The 19012-nt window shown below is 67.0% G+C and carries 14 protein-coding genes and 1 tRNA gene; 5 read left to right on the forward strand and 10 right to left on the reverse strand.

The annotated features are described in order from the left end of the window. Positions 1-51 precede the first annotated feature (51 nt). Positions 52-2379, reverse strand: a complete 2328-nt coding sequence (locus PCK14_RS08135; protein WP_269937974.1) for an FdhF/YdeP family oxidoreductase — start codon at positions 2377-2379, stop codon at positions 52-54. A gap of 65 nt (positions 2380-2444) precedes the next feature. On the opposite strand from PCK14_RS08135, the gene fdhD reads away from it, so the two are divergent. After that, positions 2445-3278, forward strand: coding sequence for a formate dehydrogenase accessory sulfurtransferase FdhD (gene fdhD / locus PCK14_RS08140; protein WP_269937975.1), 834 nt, complete (start codon positions 2445-2447; stop codon positions 3276-3278). Positions 3279-3328: 50 nt separating this feature from the next. Here fdhD and PCK14_RS08145 read toward each other — a convergent pair whose 3' ends face one another. The 4 genes from PCK14_RS08145 to PCK14_RS08160 form a co-directional block, all read right to left on the reverse strand. Next, positions 3329-4279 (reverse strand): DUF559 domain-containing protein, encoded by a 951-nt coding sequence (locus tag PCK14_RS08145; RefSeq protein WP_269937976.1) that lies wholly within the window; start codon positions 4277-4279, stop codon positions 3329-3331. Positions 4280-4419: 140 nt separating this feature from the next. Further along, positions 4420-5223, reverse strand: coding sequence for an amino acid ABC transporter ATP-binding protein (locus PCK14_RS08150; RefSeq protein WP_269937977.1), 804 nt, complete (start codon positions 5221-5223; stop codon positions 4420-4422). Then, a complete protein-coding gene (locus PCK14_RS08155; RefSeq protein WP_269937978.1) occupies positions 5210-5869 on the reverse strand; it encodes an amino acid ABC transporter permease in 660 nt (219 codons plus the stop codon). Before PCK14_RS08155 ends, PCK14_RS08150 begins: the two co-directional genes overlap by 14 nt. Positions 5870-5913: 44 nt before the next feature. Next, complete coding sequence (locus PCK14_RS08160; protein WP_269937979.1) at positions 5914-6732, reverse strand: amino acid ABC transporter substrate-binding protein; 819 nt, start codon at positions 6730-6732, stop codon at positions 5914-5916. A gap of 270 nt (positions 6733-7002) precedes the next feature. Between PCK14_RS08160 and PCK14_RS08165 the strand changes: the two genes are divergently transcribed. Continuing rightward, positions 7003-8910 (forward strand): ABC transporter ATP-binding protein, encoded by a 1908-nt coding sequence (locus PCK14_RS08165; RefSeq protein WP_269937980.1) that lies wholly within the window; start codon positions 7003-7005, stop codon positions 8908-8910. On the opposite strand, the gene PCK14_RS08170 is transcribed toward PCK14_RS08165, so the two are convergent. The 5 genes from PCK14_RS08170 to PCK14_RS08190 form a co-directional block, all read right to left on the reverse strand. Continuing rightward, positions 8887-9297 (reverse strand): NUDIX hydrolase, encoded by a 411-nt coding sequence (locus PCK14_RS08170; RefSeq protein ID WP_269937981.1) that lies wholly within the window; start codon positions 9295-9297, stop codon positions 8887-8889. The genes PCK14_RS08165 and PCK14_RS08170 overlap by 24 nt on opposite strands. A gap of 54 nt (positions 9298-9351) precedes the next feature. Then, positions 9352-9687, reverse strand: a complete 336-nt coding sequence (locus PCK14_RS08175; protein ID WP_269937982.1) for a YnfA family protein — start codon at positions 9685-9687, stop codon at positions 9352-9354. A gap of 7 nt (positions 9688-9694) precedes the next feature. Beyond that, positions 9695-10627 (reverse strand): EamA family transporter RarD, encoded by a 933-nt coding sequence (gene rarD, locus PCK14_RS08180; protein WP_269937983.1) that lies wholly within the window; start codon positions 10625-10627, stop codon positions 9695-9697. A gap of 67 nt (positions 10628-10694) precedes the next feature. Further along, positions 10695-10766, reverse strand: a tRNA-Arg gene (locus tag PCK14_RS08185). A gap of 74 nt (positions 10767-10840) precedes the next feature. Next, positions 10841-11467 carry a hypothetical protein gene (locus PCK14_RS08190; protein ID WP_269937984.1) on the reverse strand — a complete coding sequence of 209 codons (627 nt, stop codon included), beginning with the start codon at positions 11465-11467 and terminating at the stop codon, positions 10841-10843. A gap of 32 nt (positions 11468-11499) precedes the next feature. On the opposite strand from PCK14_RS08190, the gene PCK14_RS08195 reads away from it, so the two are divergent. The 3 genes from PCK14_RS08195 to PCK14_RS08205 all read left to right on the forward strand — a co-directional run bounded on the left by PCK14_RS08195 (position 11500) and on the right by PCK14_RS08205 (position 18970). Beyond that, a complete protein-coding gene (locus PCK14_RS08195; protein ID WP_269937985.1) occupies positions 11500-12360 on the forward strand; it encodes an inositol monophosphatase family protein in 861 nt (286 codons plus the stop codon). A 45-nt stretch (positions 12361-12405) separates the two neighbouring features. Continuing rightward, positions 12406-14967: a DNA helicase PcrA gene (gene pcrA, locus PCK14_RS08200; protein WP_442864686.1), complete on the forward strand. Its 2562-nt coding sequence runs from the start codon at positions 12406-12408 to the stop codon at positions 14965-14967. Positions 14968-15043: 76 nt separating this feature from the next. Further along, positions 15044-18970, forward strand: coding sequence for a beta strand repeat-containing protein (locus tag PCK14_RS08205; protein WP_269937987.1), 3927 nt, complete (start codon positions 15044-15046; stop codon positions 18968-18970). Positions 18971-19012 lie beyond the last annotated feature (42 nt).

Here is a 19012-nt window from a genome sequence, read left to right on the forward strand (position 1 = left end):
CTGGACCGGGCATGCGGGCTCCGGCCCGGGGCGACCGAACCAGCAACGGCCTCAGGCGACGGGTTCCAGCCGGATCACAACGGACTTCGAGGTGGGGGTGCCGCTGACATCGGCTTTGGAATCGAGCGGGACCAGCACGTTGGTCTCCGGGTAGTAGGCGGCGGCGCAGCCCACGGGAGTTGAGTAGGCAACCACGCGGAAGCCGGGGGCGCGGCGGTCCACGCCGTCCCGCCATTCCGAGACCAGGTCCACCATGGTGCCGTCGGCAATGCCAAAGGCATCCAGGTCCTGCTGGTTCACGAACACCACGCGGCGGCCGTTCTTGATGCCGCGATAGCGGTCGTCCTTGCCATAGATGGTGGTGTTGTACTGGTCGTGGGAGCGCAGGGTCTGCAGCAACAGGCGGCCCTCGGGCACCTTGGGGTACTCGAGTTCATTGGCCGTGAAGTGGGCCAGCCCCGACGCAGTATTGAAGGATCGGGAGTCGCGAGGGCCGTGCGGCAGGATGAAGCCACCGGGGTTCTCGATCTTCGCCTCGAAGTCAGCGAACCCGGGCACCACCGCGGCGATGTGGCGCCGGATCAGGCTGTAGTCTCCGGCCAGGGCATCCCAGTCGGCGAGCGGCGCACCCGGGCGCGTGCCGCCGTCATCCGTGGCAAACAGGAGCTTGGCCAGGCGGGCCACTATGGCCACCTCGGAGAGGAGGTTCTCGGAGGCCGGGGCCAGGCGGCCGCGGGAGGCATGCACGGCGCTCATGGAGTCCTCCACTGTGACGCGCTGGTCTCCGGTGGCCTGGGTGTCGCGTTCGGTGCGGCCCAGGGTGGGCAGGATCAGCGCCGTGCGCCCCGTGACGAGGTGCGACTTGTTCAGTTTCGTGGAGATCTGCGCCGTGAGGGACATCTTGCCAAGCGCGGCCTCGGTGACGGCGGAGTCGGGGGTGGCGCGCACAAAGTTGCCGCCCATCCCGAGGAAGACGCCGGCCACTCCGTCACGCATGGCCTCGATCGCAGCCACGGTGTCGAAGCCATGGGCGCGCGGGGAGGCGAAGGAGAATTCACGGTCCAGGGCGTCAAGGAACGCTTCAGGCATCCGCTCAAAGATGCCCATGGTGCGGTCTCCCTGGACGTTTGAGTGGCCACGGACGGGGCAGACGCCGGCGCCGGGCTTGCCGATGTTGCCCTGCAGCAGGAGCACGTTGACCACGTCGCGGAGCATCGCCACGGAGTGCTTGTGCTGCGTCAGGCCCATGGCCCAGCAGACCACGGTTGCCTTGGAGTCCAGCAGGCGCTGCCCCGTGGCCCGGATTTGGGCCTCGCTCAGGCCCGTGGCGACAACGATTTCAGCCCATTCGATGTGGTCCAGCTGTGCCAAATAAGTGGTGAGTCCCGTGGTGTGGCCGTCGATGAAGGCAGTGTCGAATACGCGGCCGGTGTTCGGTGTGCCGGGCCGGCGCTGTTCTTCGAGCAGGAACTTGCCCAGTCCTTGGAAGAGTGCCTGGTCGCCGCCAAGCCTGATCTGCAGGAAGTCGTCGGCCAGGGGAGTGCCGCCGCCCACCAGCCCGCGGATGGTCTGTGGGTTGTCAAAGCGCATGAGCCCTGCTTCGGGAAGCGGGTTGACGGCGATGATCGCGGCGCCGTTCTTCTTCGCCTTTTCCAGCGCCGTGAGCATGCGCGGGTGGTTTGTGCCCGGGTTCTGCCCAGCCACCAGGATCAGCTCCGCCTGGTGGATGTCCTCCAGCGACACCGAGCCCTTGCCGATGCCAATGGTCTCTGTCAGGGCCGAGCCGCTCGACTCATGGCACATGTTGGAGCAGTCCGGCAGGTTGTTGGTGCCCAGCCCGCGCACCATGAGCTGATACAGGAATGCCGCCTCGTTGGATGTACGCCCCGAGGTGTAGAAGATGGCCTGGTTCGGGTCGGGCAGCGCCTTGAGCTCGTCTGCCAGGATGCCCAGAGCACGCTCCCACGACACCGGGACATAGTGGTCGCTGCCTTCGGCCAGGTACATGGGGTCCGTCAGGCGGCCCTGCTGGCCCAGCCGGTAGTCGTCCCACTCGCGCAGCTCACTGACGCTGTGCTCGGCAAAGAACTGCGGCGGAACGCGCCTCTTGGTGGCTTCCTCGGCCACAGCCTTTGCCCCGTTTTCGCAAAACTCGGCCTTGTGCCGCTTGTCGGCCTCGGGCCAGGCGCAACCGGGGCAGTCGAAACCGTCTTTCTGGTTGACCTTCAGCAAGGTCTGCATGGTCCGAAGCGGTCCCATCTGGTTCAGGGAGACCTCCATGGAGTGCAGAATGCCCGGAATGCCCACGGCCTTCTTCTGGACTTTGCCAACAGTAAGCTGCTGCTCGTCAATGTTTTCCTGGGGCGCCTTGCCAGCCATGATGGGTCCCTTCGCGATGGAGCATCTACTCTGATCCTAGACGTTTTAGATATTTGGAGGATTGCATGGGACGGCTTGTTCAGCGGGTCAAGGCCACAAGAATCGATATTGCCGGCGGGCGCCGCGTGGTGCGCGAGGAGGCGTTGGCCGTTGAGGAGCCGCTGGAAATTCGGTTGGGCCATGAGTCCTTCAGCGTCACCATGCGCACCCCGGGCGACGACTTTGACCTGGTGGCCGGGTTCCTGGTTGCCGAGGCGATCATCAACAGCCCCGAACAGCTGATCTCGCTGAGATTCTGCGCCGGTGAGGATGAGAACGGCCGGCAGACGTTCAACGTGGTTGAGGCCCAGTTGCGCAGCGATGTGGCCATGCCGACGGCTGCCGCCCAACGCCACGTGACAACGTCCAGTGCGTGCGGGATCTGCGGCACAGCCTCCATTGACGCGGTGCGCAAGTCATCCCATTTCCCGGTGCTTCCGGGCACGGGCGAGGCGATCATTGAGGCCTCGGTGCTGGCTGCATTGCCGGACGCTCTTCGGGAGCAGCAAAAGTTGTTTGAAAAGACCGGCGGGGTGCACGCGGCGGGGCTGTTTGCCCCGGACGGGGAACTGCTGTCGCTGCGCGAGGACGTGGGCCGGCACAACGCCGTGGACAAGGTCGTTGGCGCGGCCTTCCGGGAGAAGCAGCTGCCGCTGTCCGGGACCATCCTGCAGGTGTCCGGGCGGGCCTCCTTTGAACTCGTCCAAAAGGCCGCGATGGCGGGGGTGCCGATGCTCGCCGCGGTGGGGGCGCCGTCGTCCCTGGCCGTGGAACTGGCCAGGGACACGGGCGTTACCCTGGTGGGGTTCAGCCGTGGGACTGCCCTGAACGTCTACACGCATGAGGGCCGCATCTCCTAGCCCCCTCCTGACGCCGCATCACCTAACGTCGTGTTTCCACCGACGCGGCATCACCCGCCGGAGGCAAAACCCGACGCTATGGTCGGATCAACCTTGGCCTGGCGCAAGGCCGTCCTGATGCGTTGAACTGCAGTCCTGAAGCCATCCTTCAGGTCATTCTCAGTGAAGGTAAGCACCGTCCAGCCGGCCGCTTCGAAGGCCCTGTCCCTGCGCCGGTCGCTGTGGCGCTGGAGCTCATCAAGGTGATGGGCGCCGTCGTACTGGAGGGCAATGCGCTGGGCGCGGTAACCGGCATCGGCCGACGGTGATGCGGCGCCGGCATGGAGCTTCAGTTGCAGCTCGGGTTCCGGCAGGTTGGCATCGGCCATGGCCAGGCGCGGTTCGGTTTCTGGTGGTGAGTCCGCTCCCACGCGCATCAAGGTCAGGGCCTCGCGGGCGCGCACGATTCCCTGGACATTCCCGTGAAGGTCAGCCATGGACTGCAGCGATTCGAGGGTGGCATACGGCTTGGAGCGATTCTCAAACTCGGGCCGTGGAATGCGGATCAGCTGGTCGCCGAGGCAAACCAGGTCACGCAGGGGCAGGACCCGGGCCAGGTCAAGCCATGTACGTGCCCTGGTGCTGAGCAAGATGCCGTCCACGGTTTCGACCTCGCCCGGGAAAACCGTGACATTGTGCCCGGTGATGCCCTTGCGGCGCATCTGTGGGTTGGTTCGCGGCGTGCTCAGGTGGAGTTCATCGGAGTCGGCCAACCACGGGGGAAGCACCAAACCATGCAGCCTGGCGGCCGTGGAATGCGAAATCCACGCCCCTGGCGACGCGGCAGAGAGTGCACGTGCTGCCTCTCGTAGCTCGAACTGCCATTCGGCGGGGCGGTAGATACCCCGGCTGACGTGCGCCATCTTGTGGTTTCTTAGCCGGCCAGGTGAGAATCCCTTGTCGAGGGCCTCCCCATACGTGAAGGGGATGGATTCTCCGGTGGGTTCGTCGTTGGTCACCATCAATTAAGTGTGGCGCACTCCGGGGAGCCTTGATGGAGTTATCCACAGATGATGCGGCGTCGGTTGAAACACGACGTTAAGTGGTGCCGCGTCGGGGTGGGGCGGCAGAGAGGGGAGGGTGGGGGTAGGGAGTCGCCGGGCTAGATTTCGTGCAGGAGCCTGCGCACGAAGGCCCGGGTGCGTTCTTCCTGGGGTTCCCGCAGCACCTGGGCCGCCGGTCCTCGCTCCACCACAACGCCGCCGTCCATGAAGACCACCTCGTCGGCGGTCTGCCGGGCGAAGGCGAGCTCATGCGTGACGATGACCATTGTCCAGCCCTCGTCGGCGAGTTCCTTGATAACGGCCAGGACGTCGTCCACGAGCTCGGGGTCAAGGGCCGAGGTCGGCTCGTCGAACAGCAGCAGCTGGGGCTTCAGGGCCAGTGCGCGGACAATGCCCACGCGCTGCTGCTGACCGCCGGAGAGCTCAAAGGGGTAGGCGTCGCGCTTTTCCGCCAAACCCACGCGGGCCAGCAGGGCCTCCGCCTCGGCGACGGCTTCGGCGCGGGGCCGCTTCTGCACCTGCACGGGCCCCTCGATGACGTTCTGCAGCACCGTCATGTGCGGGAAGAGGTTGTAGTGCTGGAACACCATGGCGCTGCGGTCGCGCAGGGCAGCCACTTGCTGCGTGCGCACCTTTTTTGGCAGTGCAGCATCCGCAAAGTCCACGGTGAGCGCGGCATTGTCCGCCGCGGAGTCCCGGGCACCCACGGTGACGGATCCGCCGTCGGGCGTTTCCAGGCCGTTGAGGGAACGCAGGATGGTGGTCTTGCCGGAGCCCGAGGGTCCGATCAGGGCCACCACCTTGCCGCGCGGAACGTCCAGGTCGATGCCGCGCAGCACCTGGTTGCTGCCAAATGACTTGGACAGGCCGCGGACCTGCAGGACGGGTTCAGTGGGCGACATAGCGGTCCAACCTCTTCTCCACCCGGGTTTGGGCGGTGGACAGGATCAGGCAGATGACCCAGTAAATGAGTGCCGCTTCCACGTAGAGCAGCATGAACTCCTGGCTGAACGCGGCAACCTGCTGCGCCACCTTGAACATCTCGGTGACCAGGATCAACGACGCCAGCGAGCTGTCCTTGACCAGTGAAATGAAGGTGTTGGACAGCGGCGGGACAGACACCCGGGCAGCTTGCGGCAGGATGATCCGCAGCAGCGTCTGGTTTCGCGACATGCCGATCATGTGCCCGGCCTCCCACTGTCCCCGCGGCACGGACAGGATGGCCGCGCGGATGACCTCTGCCGCGTAACCGCCAACATTCAGAGAGAAGGCGATGATGGCGCTGGGCCAGGGATCGAGCTTGACCCCAATGGCCGGCAGGCCGTAGAAGATCACGAACAGCTGCACCAGCAGGGGGGTGCCGCGGATGATGGAGATGTATGCCCGGGCCACCCCGCCGGCCAGCTTGTTGGAGCTGATGCGCATGACGGCGATGAGCAGGGCCAGCAGCAGGCCCAGGGCAAACGAGGCCAGCGCCAGCGGGATGGTTCCCTGGATGGCTCCCAGCAGGAGCGGCCCCAGGGAGCTCCAAAACAAGTCAAGGTCCATGGCTGAACTCTAGACCCCCTGCCGGTTCCGGACGGTGCGTGCCACTACTTGCTGACGTCCTGGCCGAAGTACTTTTCGCTCAGCTTGGCCAGGGTGCCATCCGCCGCAAGGTCCTTCAATGCCGTGTTGACTGCGCCGTTGAGGGCCGTGGAGCCCTTGCGGAACGCGAACACCGATTCCGAGGATTCCTTGGTGGTGGCGGCGATCTTCAGGCCCGAGCCCGGGTTGGTGACCTGGTAGTCCAGGAACGTCAGCTTGTCATTGACAAGGGCGTCCACGCGGCCGTCCTTGAGCAGCGACACCGACTGGGCCCAGCCCTCAACCGATTCCACGTTGGCGCCGCTGTCCTTGGCCAGCTGGTACCAGTTGCTGGTCAGTGACTGGGCAGTGGTCTTGCCCTTGAGGTCCTCGAAGGAGGTGATGGAGGTGTTGCTGTCCTTGGTGACGATGACGCCCTGGGAGACGGTGTACGGATCGGAGAGCTCATACTTTTCCTGGCGGGTCGGGTTGAGCGTGACCTGGTTGGCGATGGCGTCGAAGCGCTTGGCTTCGAGGCCAGCGAAGATCGAGTCGAACTGGGTTTCCTCGAACTTTGCCTTGAGGCCCAGTTTGCCGGCAACTGCCGTGGCAACGTCGACGTCGTAGCCGGTCAGGGGGCCTGCGCCGCCGTCGTGGTAGCTGAAGGGCTTGTAGGTGCCCTCCGTGGCAAAGACGATCTCGCCGGCGTCCTTGACGCTGCTCAGGGAGGTGTCCCCGCCCGCGCCGGTGCTGGCGCCGGATCCGCCGGTGGTGCCGCCGCAGGCAGCAAGGGCCAGTGATGCGGCGGCTAGAAGGCCAACGAGTCCGAGGCTGCGACGGTTCATGATGCGGTTTCCTTTGCTTGTGGAGCGGCGGCTTCTTGGTCCGCCCATGACTGGACGCTATCACCGGAAAACCGAAAAGCAAGAGCGGATATTTCAGATTATTACGCAATTGTGAAGCATGTGATTTGACCCACGTGGCGGAAATGGGCTAACGACGGCGTTGCGTCGGCCCGTCGTCGTGCCCGGAATGGCGGCATGTTGGGAATTCCCAAGGGGGCGGGCGGGGTTTAGGCTGGTAGCTTGCCCTCTTAAGCATTAAGGAACAAACGCATGAGTATGGAAGGCGCTGCCTGGAGCTCACTTTGGAGCACCATGCGCTCGGACAAGTCCAACGGCGGCATCTCCAAGGACACCTTGCGCCGCACGATCCGCTTTGCCAAGCCCTACAGCCGCAAGCTGCTGGTCTTTGTGGTGCTGTCGGTGGTTTCCGCGGCACTCGCAGTGGCCACGCCCGTGCTGGCCGGGCAGGTGGTGGATGCCATTGTGGCGAAGTCGGCGCTTGATGTCGTGGTGCGCCTGGCCGGGATGATCGCCCTGGTGGCCGTGCTGGATGCCGGGTTGTCGCTGGTGATCCGCTGGATCTCGGCGAACCTGGGCGAGGGCGTCATCCTGGACCTCCGCACGGCCGTGTTTGACCACGTGCAGCGCATGCCGATCGCGTTCTTCACCCGCACCCGCACCGGCGCGCTGGTCAGCCGCCTGAACAACGACGTCATCGGCGCGCAGCAGGCGTTCTCCGGCACGCTCTCGGGGATCGTGTCCAACTCGGTGCAGCTGGTCCTGACGCTCATCGTCATGCTCAACACCTCCTGGCTCGTGACCCTGCTGGCGCTGGTGCTGCTGCCCATCTTCCTCATGCCTGCCCGCCGCTTTGGCCGCCGGCTGGCCGGGCTGCGCCGCGAGGCCGCGGACCTGAACGCCGACATGAGCACCCAGATGACCGAGCGCTTCTCCGCCCCCGGCGCCACCCTGGTCAAGCTGTTCGGCCGCCCCGCCGAGGAATCCCGCGAGTTCGCCGCACGCGCCAGCCGAGTCCGCGACATCGGCGTGCGCACGGCCATCATGCAGTTCGTGTTCTTCACGGCCCTGATGCTGGTTTCCTCGCTGGCCCTGGCACTGGTCTATGGGCTGGGCGGCGCACTCGCCATTGGCGGGACGCTGAACGCGGGCGACGTCGTGGTGCTGGCACTGCTGCTGACCCGCCTCTACGCCCCGCTCACCGCCCTGGCCAACGCCCGCGTGGACATCATGAGCGCACTGGTCTCCTTCGACAGGGTGTTTGAAATCCTTGACCTCAAGCCGCTCATCGCCGAGAAGCCCGCGCCCGTGGCGCTGCCCGCCGGCCCGCTGGCCGTCGAGTTCAACGACGTGCGTTTCGCCTACCCGTCCGCTGACAAGGTTTCCCTGGCATCCCTGGAGGATGTGGCCGTGCTGGACACCCGGGGCGGCGAGCAGGTGCTGCACGGCATTTCTTTCCGTGCCGAGCCCGGCCAGACAGTTGCCCTGGTTGGCTCCTCCGGCGCCGGAAAGTCCACCATTGCCCAGCTGCTCTCACGCCTGTACGACGTCGACTCCGGCACCGTGCAGCTCGGCGGCGTTGACGTGCGGGACCTGTCCTTCGACGGGCTGCGCGCGGGGGTTGGCATGGTCACCCAGGACGGGCACCTGTTCCACGAATCCATCCGCTCCAACCTGCGCCTGGCCAAGCCGGACGCCACCGACGAGCAGATCTGGGACGTGCTGCGCCGGGCCCGGCTCTCCGCCTTCGCCGAGGCGCTGCCCGACGGCCTGGACACCGTGGTGGGGGAGCGCGGCTACCGGCTCTCCGGCGGTGAACGCCAGCGCCTGACCATTGCCCGGCTGCTGCTGGTCCAGCCCGCCGTGGTGATTCTCGACGAGGCCACCGCCGCCCTGGACTCCACCAACGAGGCCGCCGTGCAGGCCGCCCTGGGCGAGGCATTGGAGGGGCGCACAGCGCTGGTCATTGCACACCGGCTCTCCACGATCCGCTCAGCCGACATGATCCTGGTGCTCGAGGGCGGCAACATTGTGGAACGCGGCACGCACGAGGAACTCATGGTCCGCGGCGGGCGCTACGCAGAGCTGCACGACACCCAGTTTGCCCAGGCCGTTGCCGCCGTGAGCGACGCCGGATCAGATGGCCAGGAGCCGGGGTAGCACATACTCGGTCAGGAGCGGGGCGAGGTCGTCGTAGTCCGCGGCCCCCGCAATGTCCATCCAGCGCAGCTCGGCGATCTCCGCCGTGGGGTGGATTGCAGCCGCGTCCCAGCTGCCGGGCGCGGTGAACACGGTCGCCTCAATGTCGGTGTTGGCTTCGTTGGCGGCGGTGCCATGCCAGACGCCCATGAGTTCAAGTTCTGCGGCTGCAATGTCCAGGCCCACTTCCTCGGACAGCTCGCGGGAGCCGGCCTGGGCCGCCGTTTCACCGGGCTCGGGCTTGCCGCCGGGGTGCATGAATTTGTCAGTCCCGGACTTGCGGACGGTCAACAGCCGCCCGGCGGGGTCGAAGATGCAGACGGCGGACACTTTCAGCACGTTTTTCACGCCTTCGATCCTAGCGAAGGGCGCCGGCTGGCCGAACGCGGGTGGCCGGGGTGTTCAGGCTGCGCGCGGGGCGAACATGATGATGCTGACGCCGGCCAGGGCCACGAGCGCGCCGATGACGTCCCAGCGGTCGGGGCTGAACTTGTCGAAAATCATGCCCCAGATGAGGGATCCGGCAATGAAAACGCCTCCGTAGGCGGCAAGCACGCGGCCAAAGTTGGCGTCGGCCTGCATGGCGGCGATGAAGCCGTAGGCGCCCAGCGCAACAATGCCCAGACCGGCCCACCACCACGCCTTGTCCTCGCGCACGGCCTGCCAGATCAGCCAGGCCCCGCCTATTTCTGCAACCGCGGCCAGGGCGAACAGGATGACGGTCCTGGAAATGTTCATGGCTCCATCATGCCCCGCGGCCAGGCCTGGGCCTGGGCGCTGCGGTGCGCCGGCCGTCCAGGCCCAGGAGAACAAGGGCCAGCAGGATGGGGCCGTAGGTGAACATTGCGGTCCAGCCGAGCGTTTCGCCCAGCAAGACTGAGACACCCACCAGCAGGACCGGCTCCACGTAGCCCAGCAGGCCAAACAGCGACAGCGGCAGCCACTTGCTGGCCAGCAGGAACAGGGCCATGGCTACGCCGCCCAGGATGCCGATGGACCAGGCCGCCCACAGCCCCTCCGTGCCGCCGCCGGAGGCAGGGCCGTGCGGTCCGGACAGGATGAAGAACACACCCACGGGCAGCAGGAGCAGGAGTTCGGCGGCAAAGGCCGGCAGGCCGTCGAAGCCAATCTTGCGCCGCAGCACAAAGTAGACGGGGTAGCCCAGGCACACCACGAGGGTGGGCCACGCCAGTCCGCCCGCTGCGAAAGCCTCGTGCGCCACACCCACAGCGGCCGCGCCAACTGCCAGTTTGCGCAGGGGGCTGAGCCGGTCGGCGAAGAACAGCCGCCCCACCAGCACCATGGAAAGCGGCAGCAGGAAGTAGCCAAAGGAGACCGACAAGGCCATGTTGTTCAGCGGCGCCCACATGAACAGCCACAGCTGGACGCCAACGATCCCCGCGGCAAGCACCCCGGGCAAAAGGAGGGCTGGCCGGCGTCGGACGCGCCCGGCAAGTTCCCGGGCCTCGGCGCGCGCCCAGGGCAGGAACGGCAAAATTGCGCAGAGTGTGGCCAGGGTCAGCACAATGCGCCAGCCGAAGATCTCCTCGGCACCCCAGCCCGGCAGGAGCCCGGCAATGAGGAAGATGACGGCAAACAGCACTGAAGCGGTCAGCGAAATGGCCACGCCGCGGCCGGCATGGTTCTGTGCGGCGGGTGCTGGCAGGTTTGGGGTCACGGCGGTTCCATTTTCTCAACCGCGGGCAAAACGGTGTGGCGGCGCGCAAGGTTGCGGGCATGAAAAGTGCCCCCGCCGGGGATCGAACCCGGATTTGCCCTTTAGGAGAGGGCCGTCTTATCCATTGGACTACAGAGGCGCGTGACCAAGCCTAGCGGAACCGGCAGGCAAGCAAAAAACCGGGCGGAAAACGCCGCCGGCCGGGTCCAGCGGCTACTGTTCGGCGGCTGCGGGTTTCCGCTTGCGGCCCAGGAACAAGGCAAGGCCCATGCCCGCCAGCGTCAACACCAGCAACAGCCAGCTCAGCACCACGAGCGTCGAGGCGAGGGTGACCGAACCCGGGTCCAGGACCTCGGCGCCGAGCATGTTGTCGATCGCCACGTTGGCCCACAACTGCACAGCTGCGAACAGGACAGGGAAGACCCACAGCACGCGCCGCACAGCCTTGTTGGCCACATTGACGGCAACCAGCGTCATGGAAACCAGCCCAAACACCAGCGGGAACAGCATGCCGGCGGTCTTGTGCACAAACTGCAGCTGCCCCCGGGCGTCGGAGTCCATGGCGGCTCGCAGCGCCTCAACGTGCGCCACGTCGAAGCCGAACACCATTGAATCGGGCATGGCCAGCCCGCCGGAAATGTCCTGCATCTGGTTCAGAGTGAGCAGGTGGAAGTACCAAAACAGGAACAGCGCCGCCACGGAACCGGCAATCAGCAGCAGGTTTGCATTGCCCTGCGCCTTTTGCGGGGTGCGCTGCGTGCCCGCATTGACCACGGGCGTGCTGGACGGGGTTGCGGCTGCGCCATGCTTGGCGGCGCGCTGTGCGGGGGTTTTAGCCATGCCCCCATTATCGCCCAGATTAGGCTGGTCCCATGGCAGATCAAACCCTCCCGGCGCCCAGCGACAGCGAATTGGCGGCGGACGTCCTCCGCAGTGCCGGGGCCCTGGCCCGCTCCATCCGCGCCGAAGGGCTGGCCGAGCTGCGCGCCGGCAGCCAGCTCAAGGGCGGCCCAACCGACTTCGCCACGGCCGCCGACCTCGCCGCCGAATCCCACATCTTTGCCGCCTTGCGCGCCGCCCGCCCCGACGACTCCATCCTGGGCGAGGAAGGCGCCGGCCACGTGGGCACCTCGGGGCGCTGCTGGGTCATTGACCCGGTGGACGGAACGTACAACTTTGCCAGCGGCTCCGCCTTCTGGTGCACGGCCCTGGCCCTGGTGGTTCCGTCGCCCGGTGAAGGCACGACGCCGGACCCGCTCGGCAACGCGGAGGTGCTGCTGGGCGCCGTGCACCAGCCGGAGGGCGACAAGCTGTGGATGGGCGGGACCCGGCATGCCGCAACGCTGGACGGCCAGCCCATCCGGGTGGACCCGGCCGGCTCATTGGATCAACTGGCTGCCGGAACGTACATCCACCCCGGCTGGCTGTCCCGGCCCGAGGCTTCGGTTCCGTGGCGGCAAGCCGCCGAACTGCCGGCGACGCTGCGCATGCTGGGCTCGGGCTCCTGCGAACTGGCCCGCGTGGCCCAGGGAGAGCTGGGTGTGTGGTTCCAGCACAGCTGCCCGTCCTGGGACTGGCTGCCCGGCAAGGGGATCGTCGAGGCGGCAGGCGGGGCAACCGCCGTCGTGCATGTCAACGGGCTGGACTGGTTTGTTGCCGGGCCCCAGGGGGCTGTGGAGGAACTGTCGGCGGCGCTGCGGAGCGGGGAACTGGCCTGCAACGTGGAGGGCTGACAGGGGATTGTCAGCGGGGCCAACTACACTGGAAGCACCATGGATATGTTGTTTGACCCTTACCCCCAGAAGCCCAAACCGACGCTCAGTGCCGGAGCCGGGCTGCCCGTGTGGCAGCCGTTTGAGCAGGACGATCCGGGTGCCGACGCGCCCGAGTTTGGCGACGGGGGACCGGTTGCGGAGCCCGACTTTGGCATTCCGGCGGGGGCTGCGCCGGACGTTCCCGACTACGGCTCCGAGCGCCGCTGGCCCGATCCCGCCGCGCTGCTGGAGGGGATGAACCCGCAGCAGGAGGCCGCCGTGGTGCACACCGGCGCGCCGCTGCTCATTGTGGCCGGCGCCGGCTCGGGCAAGACCCGGGTGCTCAGCCACCGCATCGCCTACCTGCTCGCCACCGGCCAGGCGCACCCGGGCCAGATCCTGGCCATCACGTTCACCAACAAGGCCGCGGCCGAAATGCGCGAACGCATCGAGGCGCTCATCGGCGACGCCGCCAAGAGCATGTGGATTTCCACCTTCCACTCCTCCTGCGTGCGGATCCTGCGCCGCGAGGCCAAGACCATCGGGCTGAGCTCCAACTTCTCCATCTACGACTCCGCCGACTCCCTGCGCCTGATCACGCTTGTGGCCAAGGGACTGGACCTGGACCCGAAGAAGTTCACGCCGAAGTCGATCATGCACAAGATCTCCGCGCTGAAGAACGAGCTCATCGACGAGGATGAGAACTCCATGAACACCAACTTCAACGACCCCTTCGCGGCGGCCGTGGCCGAAGTGTACAAGGGCTACACGCAGCGCCTGCGCCAAGCCAACGCCATGGACTTTGACGACCTCATCGCCCAGACCGTGTACATGTTCCGGGCGTTCCCCGGCGTGGCCGACTACTACCGCCGGCGCTTCCGCCAGGTGCTCGTCGACGAGTACCAGGACACCAACCACGCCCAGTACGCGCTGGTCAAGGAAATCGCGGGGGCAGACGCCGGCGATTCGGCGGGCGCACCCACCGGGGAACCGGCCCAGCTGACGGTGGTGGGCGACTCCGACCAGTCCATTTACGCCTTCCGCGGCGCCGACATCCGCAACATTGTGGAGTTCGAGCAGGACTACCCCAGCGCCGAAACGATCAAGTTGGAGCAGAACTACCGCTCCACGCAGAACATCCTCAGCGCCGCCAATGCCGTGATCTCCCGCAACCCCAACCGGCGTGAAAAGCGCCTGTGGACTGCCGAGGGCGACGGCGAGAAGATTGTTGGCTACGTGGCCGAGTCCGAGCACGAGGAAGCCCGCTTCATCGCCAAGGAGATTGACCGGCTCCAGGACGAGACCGACATCCGCCCCGGCGATGTGGCGGTTTTCTACCGCACCAACGCCCAGTCGCGTGCCATCGAGGACATCCTGGTCCGCGTGGGCCTGCCCTACCGCGTGGTGGGCGGCACCCGCTTCTACGAGCGCAAGGAAATCAAGGACGTCCTGGCGTATCTGCGCGCCCTGGTCAACCCGGACGACGACGTCAACCTGCGCAGGATTCTCAACGAACCAAAGCGCGGCATCGGCGACCGCGCCGAAGGCGCCGTGGCGGCTTTGGCGGAACGCGAGCGGATGTCCTTCTGGGCCGCCCTGGCCCGCGCCGAGGAAGCCCCGGGGATTGCCTCCCGCTCCCTGAACGCCGTGAACACCTTTGCCAAGATGATGTCGGACCTGGCCGAAATTGCCGCCACCGCCACCCCGGCCACGGCGCTGGAGGCCGTCCTGGAGCAGAGCGGCTACCTGGCCACGCTGCGTTCCTCCACTGACCCCCAGGACGAGTCGCGCGTGGAAAACCTGGCGGAACTTCTCGCCGTCGTGCGTGAATTCGGGCAGGAAAACCCCGAAGGAACACTGGGGGAGTTCCTGGAACAGGTCTCCCTCGTGGCCGACGCCGACCAGATCCCGGACGCCCCGGGCGGCTCCGAGGCCGAGGCTGCAGCCGCCGTGGCCGAGGCCAAGCGGCTGGGCGTGGTGACGCTCATGACGCTGCACACGGCCAAGGGCTTGGAATTCCCCGTCGTGTTCCTGACCGGCATGGAGCACGGGCTGTTCCCGCACTCGCGCTCGGCAACGGACCCGAAGGAGCTGGCCGAGGAACGCCGGCTGGCCTATGTGGGGCTGACGCGCGCCCGCAAGAGGCTGTACCTGACCCGCTCGGAAGTGCGCAGCATGTGGGGCCAGAGCCAGTACAACCCGGCCAGCCAGTTCATCGAGGAGGTGCCTGCGGAGCTCATTGAGTGGAAGCGTGAGGGCACCGCGCGGGTTGCCCCCGTGGCCGGAAGCTTCGGCACGAGCCGCTACTCCGGCTCGTCCTGGGGCGCGGGTTCCGCCGTGGGCGGCAGGGATTCCGGCATCCTCCCGCCCAGCATCTCCGCCCGCACGGCGGCCGGTCGGGTGCAGCCGCAAAAGGAAGTCATCTCCGTCAGCGTGGGGGACAGGGTCAACCACACCGCGTTCGGCAATGGCACCGTGTTGGAGGTGTCCGGGTCCGGGGACAAGTCCGTGGCCAAGGTGCGCTTTGAGATTGGCGAGAAAAGGCTGTTGTTGCGCTATGCGCCGCTGACCCGCGAAGACTCATAGCGGCTGGGGTCTGGTATCTCGGACGCGTGGGCGTTAGTGTTTGGAGCACACAACCACACACGTATTGGGGAACGTCATGGTCTCGCGTCTTCGCTCCACCTTTGTCATGGGCATTTTGCTTGCCCTGGTCCTGAGCTTGGCGTCCGTGGGGGTGGTCGCACAACCTGCCCAGGCGGCATCGGACAACGGCGCGGTGACCATCACCTCAGCCTCGCCCACCATGAACCGGCCCAACGCGGGCAGCTGCTCTCCCGGCGGGACAACGGCGCACTATGCGGTCCTCAAATACACCAGCAGCAGCATTGACAGCCTGGACATGGGGATCAAGGTCACCACCTCGGGGCCGGTCACGGCCATTCTGTACCAGGGTGCATTCTTTCCCGACATACCCATCGCCAACTGCTACGGCTTCGCCTGGGACCAGCCTGCCGGAACAGAAATTGACACGCACCGGGGCTACGCCCATCCCGAGGTTGCCGACCCGAACCAGACCTGGTACCTGGTGCTGGCAAGCGACAATCCCGGCACCGGGGTCACTGCCTCCGTTGCAGTGACCACCAACACCGGCACGGTGGACATCGAGGTGCCGTTGGCCCTCGACACGGCCTCGCTGCCAAGCGGATCCGCCGGAGCACCGTACTCCGCCACGCTTGCTGCGAGCGGCGGAACCGAGCCCTACACCTTCTCCGCCTCGGGGCTTCCGGCCGGGCTCAGCCTGTCTGCGGCAGGCACCATCTCCGGAACAACCACGGCGGCAGGGACTTTCACCGTTGCCCTCACAGTTGCTGATGCGCAGTCCAGGACCATTTCCAAAAACCTGCAGCTGACCATGGCCGCACCAGCCATCAGCCTCGCGCCGGCCGGCCTGCCCATGGCGGCGATTGGCACTGCCTTCAGCCAGGGCATCACCGCAATCGGCGGCACGGGCCCACACAACTTTGCCGTCACCGCCGGCTCCGTCCCTGCCGGCATGACCCTGAGCCCTGGGGGAGTGCTCAGCGGCACGCCCACGGCCGGCGGCCCCTTCGGATTCACAGTGACGGCCACCGACGCCAACGGCTTCGCCGGAAGTGGGAACTATTCATTGGTTGTGGCTTCGCCAACTTGGACCGTGACGCCCGCAGCCTGGCCACTCATGCGGGTCCTGGAGCCGGTGTCCACAACCATAGTGGTTGGAGGCGGCACAGCGCCGTACACTTTTTCAACCCTGCCCGGAGACCTGCCCCCGGGCTTGACCTTGTCCTCCAGCGGAGAGGTCTCCGGAACACCAACAACGGCTGGAGCGTTTCAACTCAAGTACTCGGTGACGGACAGCAGCACGGGAGAGGGGCCGTACGCAGCCAGGGTGGTCCATACTGTCAATGTTGCACCAGCGCTGCTGCCCACGATCACCCCGGCAGCGCTGCCGGGGGGCATTGCGGGAACGGCCTACACGCAGCAGTTGGCTGGTGAGAACGGTGTCTCCCCCTACTCCTTCTCCCTAACCTCGGGCACGTTGCCCGCAGGCATCACGCTGTCCAGCGAGGGGCTCGTGGCCGGCACACCCACCGCCAGCGGAACCTTTCCGGTGGTTGTCACTGTCACCGATTCCGTGGGCAGGGAACGCCCCGTTCCTTTCACGCTTGTCATCGCCAAGGCGACAGTCGTGGTGGGGCCGGGCACGCTGCCCGCGGCCACTGCCTATGACCCGTATTCAGTGGCAGTCACGGCCACCGGCGGCGTTGGCCCCTACAGCTACGCGGTCACCGCCGGCGCCCTTCCCGCCGGGATCACACTCGCGGCGGGCGGCACGCTCGCCGGAACCACGACGGCGTCCGGGACGTTCAACTTCTCCGTTACCGGCACCGACAGCAGCACCGGCACGGGGCCCGCAACGGCGGCCAGGGCCTACACGCTCACGGTCAACGCACCGACCCTGCCCACCATCACCCCGGCCACCGTGCCGGCGGGAACGGGCGGTGTTGCCTACTCGCAGCAGCTCAGCGGCGCAACCGGGGTGGCACCGTACACCTTCACCTTCAGCGGCACATTGCCCAGCGGCATGACGTTGACCCCGGCCGGCCTGCTCAGCGGCACACCCACCCAGTCGGGGACCTTCGCCCTCAACGTCACAGTGGCGGACGGACGCGGCTTGTCCAGCTCCACGGCCTACAACCTGGGCATTTCCGCACCCGCCATCACCGTCGCGCCGGGCACGCTGCCGGCAGCCCAGGTGGGCGTGGACTTTGACCAGCAGCTCGCCGCCTCGGGCGGCACCGCCCCCTACACGCACGCGGTGACTGCAGGTTCGCTTCCGTCCGGCCTGTCGCTCACCCCCGCCGGCAGGATTTCCGGCACGGCAACCAACCCGGGCAACTACAACTTCACCGTGACGGCCACCGATTCGCTGGGCTTCACCGGTTCACAGGCCTACAGCGTGTTCGCGGCCCCGGCCCCGCTCAACCTGTCACCTGCCACCCTGCCTGCGCCGGCCGCGGGCGAACCCTACTCGGTGCAGCTTTCCACGAGCGGCGGCTACGGCGACTTCAGCTACGCAGTCACCTCCGGCGCGCTGCCCACGGGGCTTGCCCTGAACCCGGACTCGGGCCTCATCTCGGGAACTCCGACGGCGGTGGGCAGCTACAGCTTCGCCGTCACGTCCACGGACGACGCCACCTCCGGCGCCGGAACGGTTTCCACGGTCCGCAGCTACATCATGATGGTGCCGTCAGTCCCCCTGAACCTGGTGGGCACCTTGCCGCAGGCGCATGTGGGCGATGCCTACACCGCGGCCCTCGCTGCCGAAGGCGGCACCGGACCCTACCTCTTTGCCCTCCAGTCCGGCGCAACCTTGCCGGGCGGGCTGTCACTGGACGCCACCGGCCTGATCACGGGCACACCAACGGTTGCCGGAAGCTTTGACGTGGATGTGACGCTCACGGACATCCACGGCTCCACGAGCAACGTGACGGCCGCCCTGACCGTTGCCCCGTTGGTTGCCGTGGACCCCGGGACCCTCGACAGCGGCCAGACGGGGACGGCCTATTCACGGCAGTTCTCGGCCACCGGCGGCACGGGGCCCTACACCTTTGCCGTCACTTCAGGTGACCTGCCGGAAGGCCTGTCCCTGTCGGCTGCCGGCCTCCTGTCGGGAACCCCGGCCACCCACGGCAGCTCAAGCTTTAGCGTCACGGCAACGGACGCCGGCAACTTCCCCGGCAGCGCCAGCTACACCGTGAACGTGGTGCCGGCCGACGTGGTCCTGGGCCCGGACGCCCTGCCCGTCCCGACCGCAGGAACCCCCTACACCGCACAGCTTTCCGCGGCCGGCGGCATCGGCCCATTCAGCTTCGAGGTCACCGCAGGCAGCCTGCCCACGGGCCTCTCCCTTGCGGGAGCTAGCGGCCTCATTTCTGGAACGCCGACGGCGGTGGGCAGTTTCGCCTTCACCCTCACCACCACCGACGCCGGGGCTGCAGCACCTTTTGCCGCACGACGGGCCCAGGCCGCAGCAGCGGACGGCGCCTCGGTGAGCCGGAGCTACACGGTTGACGTGGCATCGGCCGCGCTGACACTGTCCGGAACAATTCCGGCCGGCCAGGTGGGCGTGGCTTACTCGGCCCAGCTGGAAGCGGCGGGCGGCACAGGACCGTACACCTTTGTCCCCGCTGCCGGCGCGGCCCTGCCGGCGGGCCTGGCCATGGATGCCGGCGGCAAGATCTCAGGGGTGCCGCAAACCGCCGGGGACACAAACGTCCTGCTCGCCTTCACGGATGCCCAGGGTTCCGCCGGCACCGCCACGGTGGCCCTGTCCATTGCCCCGGCCGCCGTGGTTCCCACACCCACCGCGAAACCTTCCGCGACGGCCACGCCGACGGCCACGTCGACGGCCACGTCCACCACGAAGGCAGGCCTGGCCCGGACCGGGGCCAACGGCACCACCTGGCTGCTGGCGGGCGGCGGCATCGCAGTGCTGGGCGGGCTGGGGGCACTGCTCGTGCTGCGCCGGCGAAGCAACCACTGACGGTCATTTGAGCGGGCGGCCCGGCATGCGGCAAGCTGGTTC

Origin of the sequence: Arthrobacter sp. HY1533 (assembly GCF_027568515.1) — a bacterium.
In the GTDB taxonomy this organism is placed as follows: Bacteria; Actinomycetota; Actinomycetes; order Actinomycetales; family Micrococcaceae; genus Specibacter.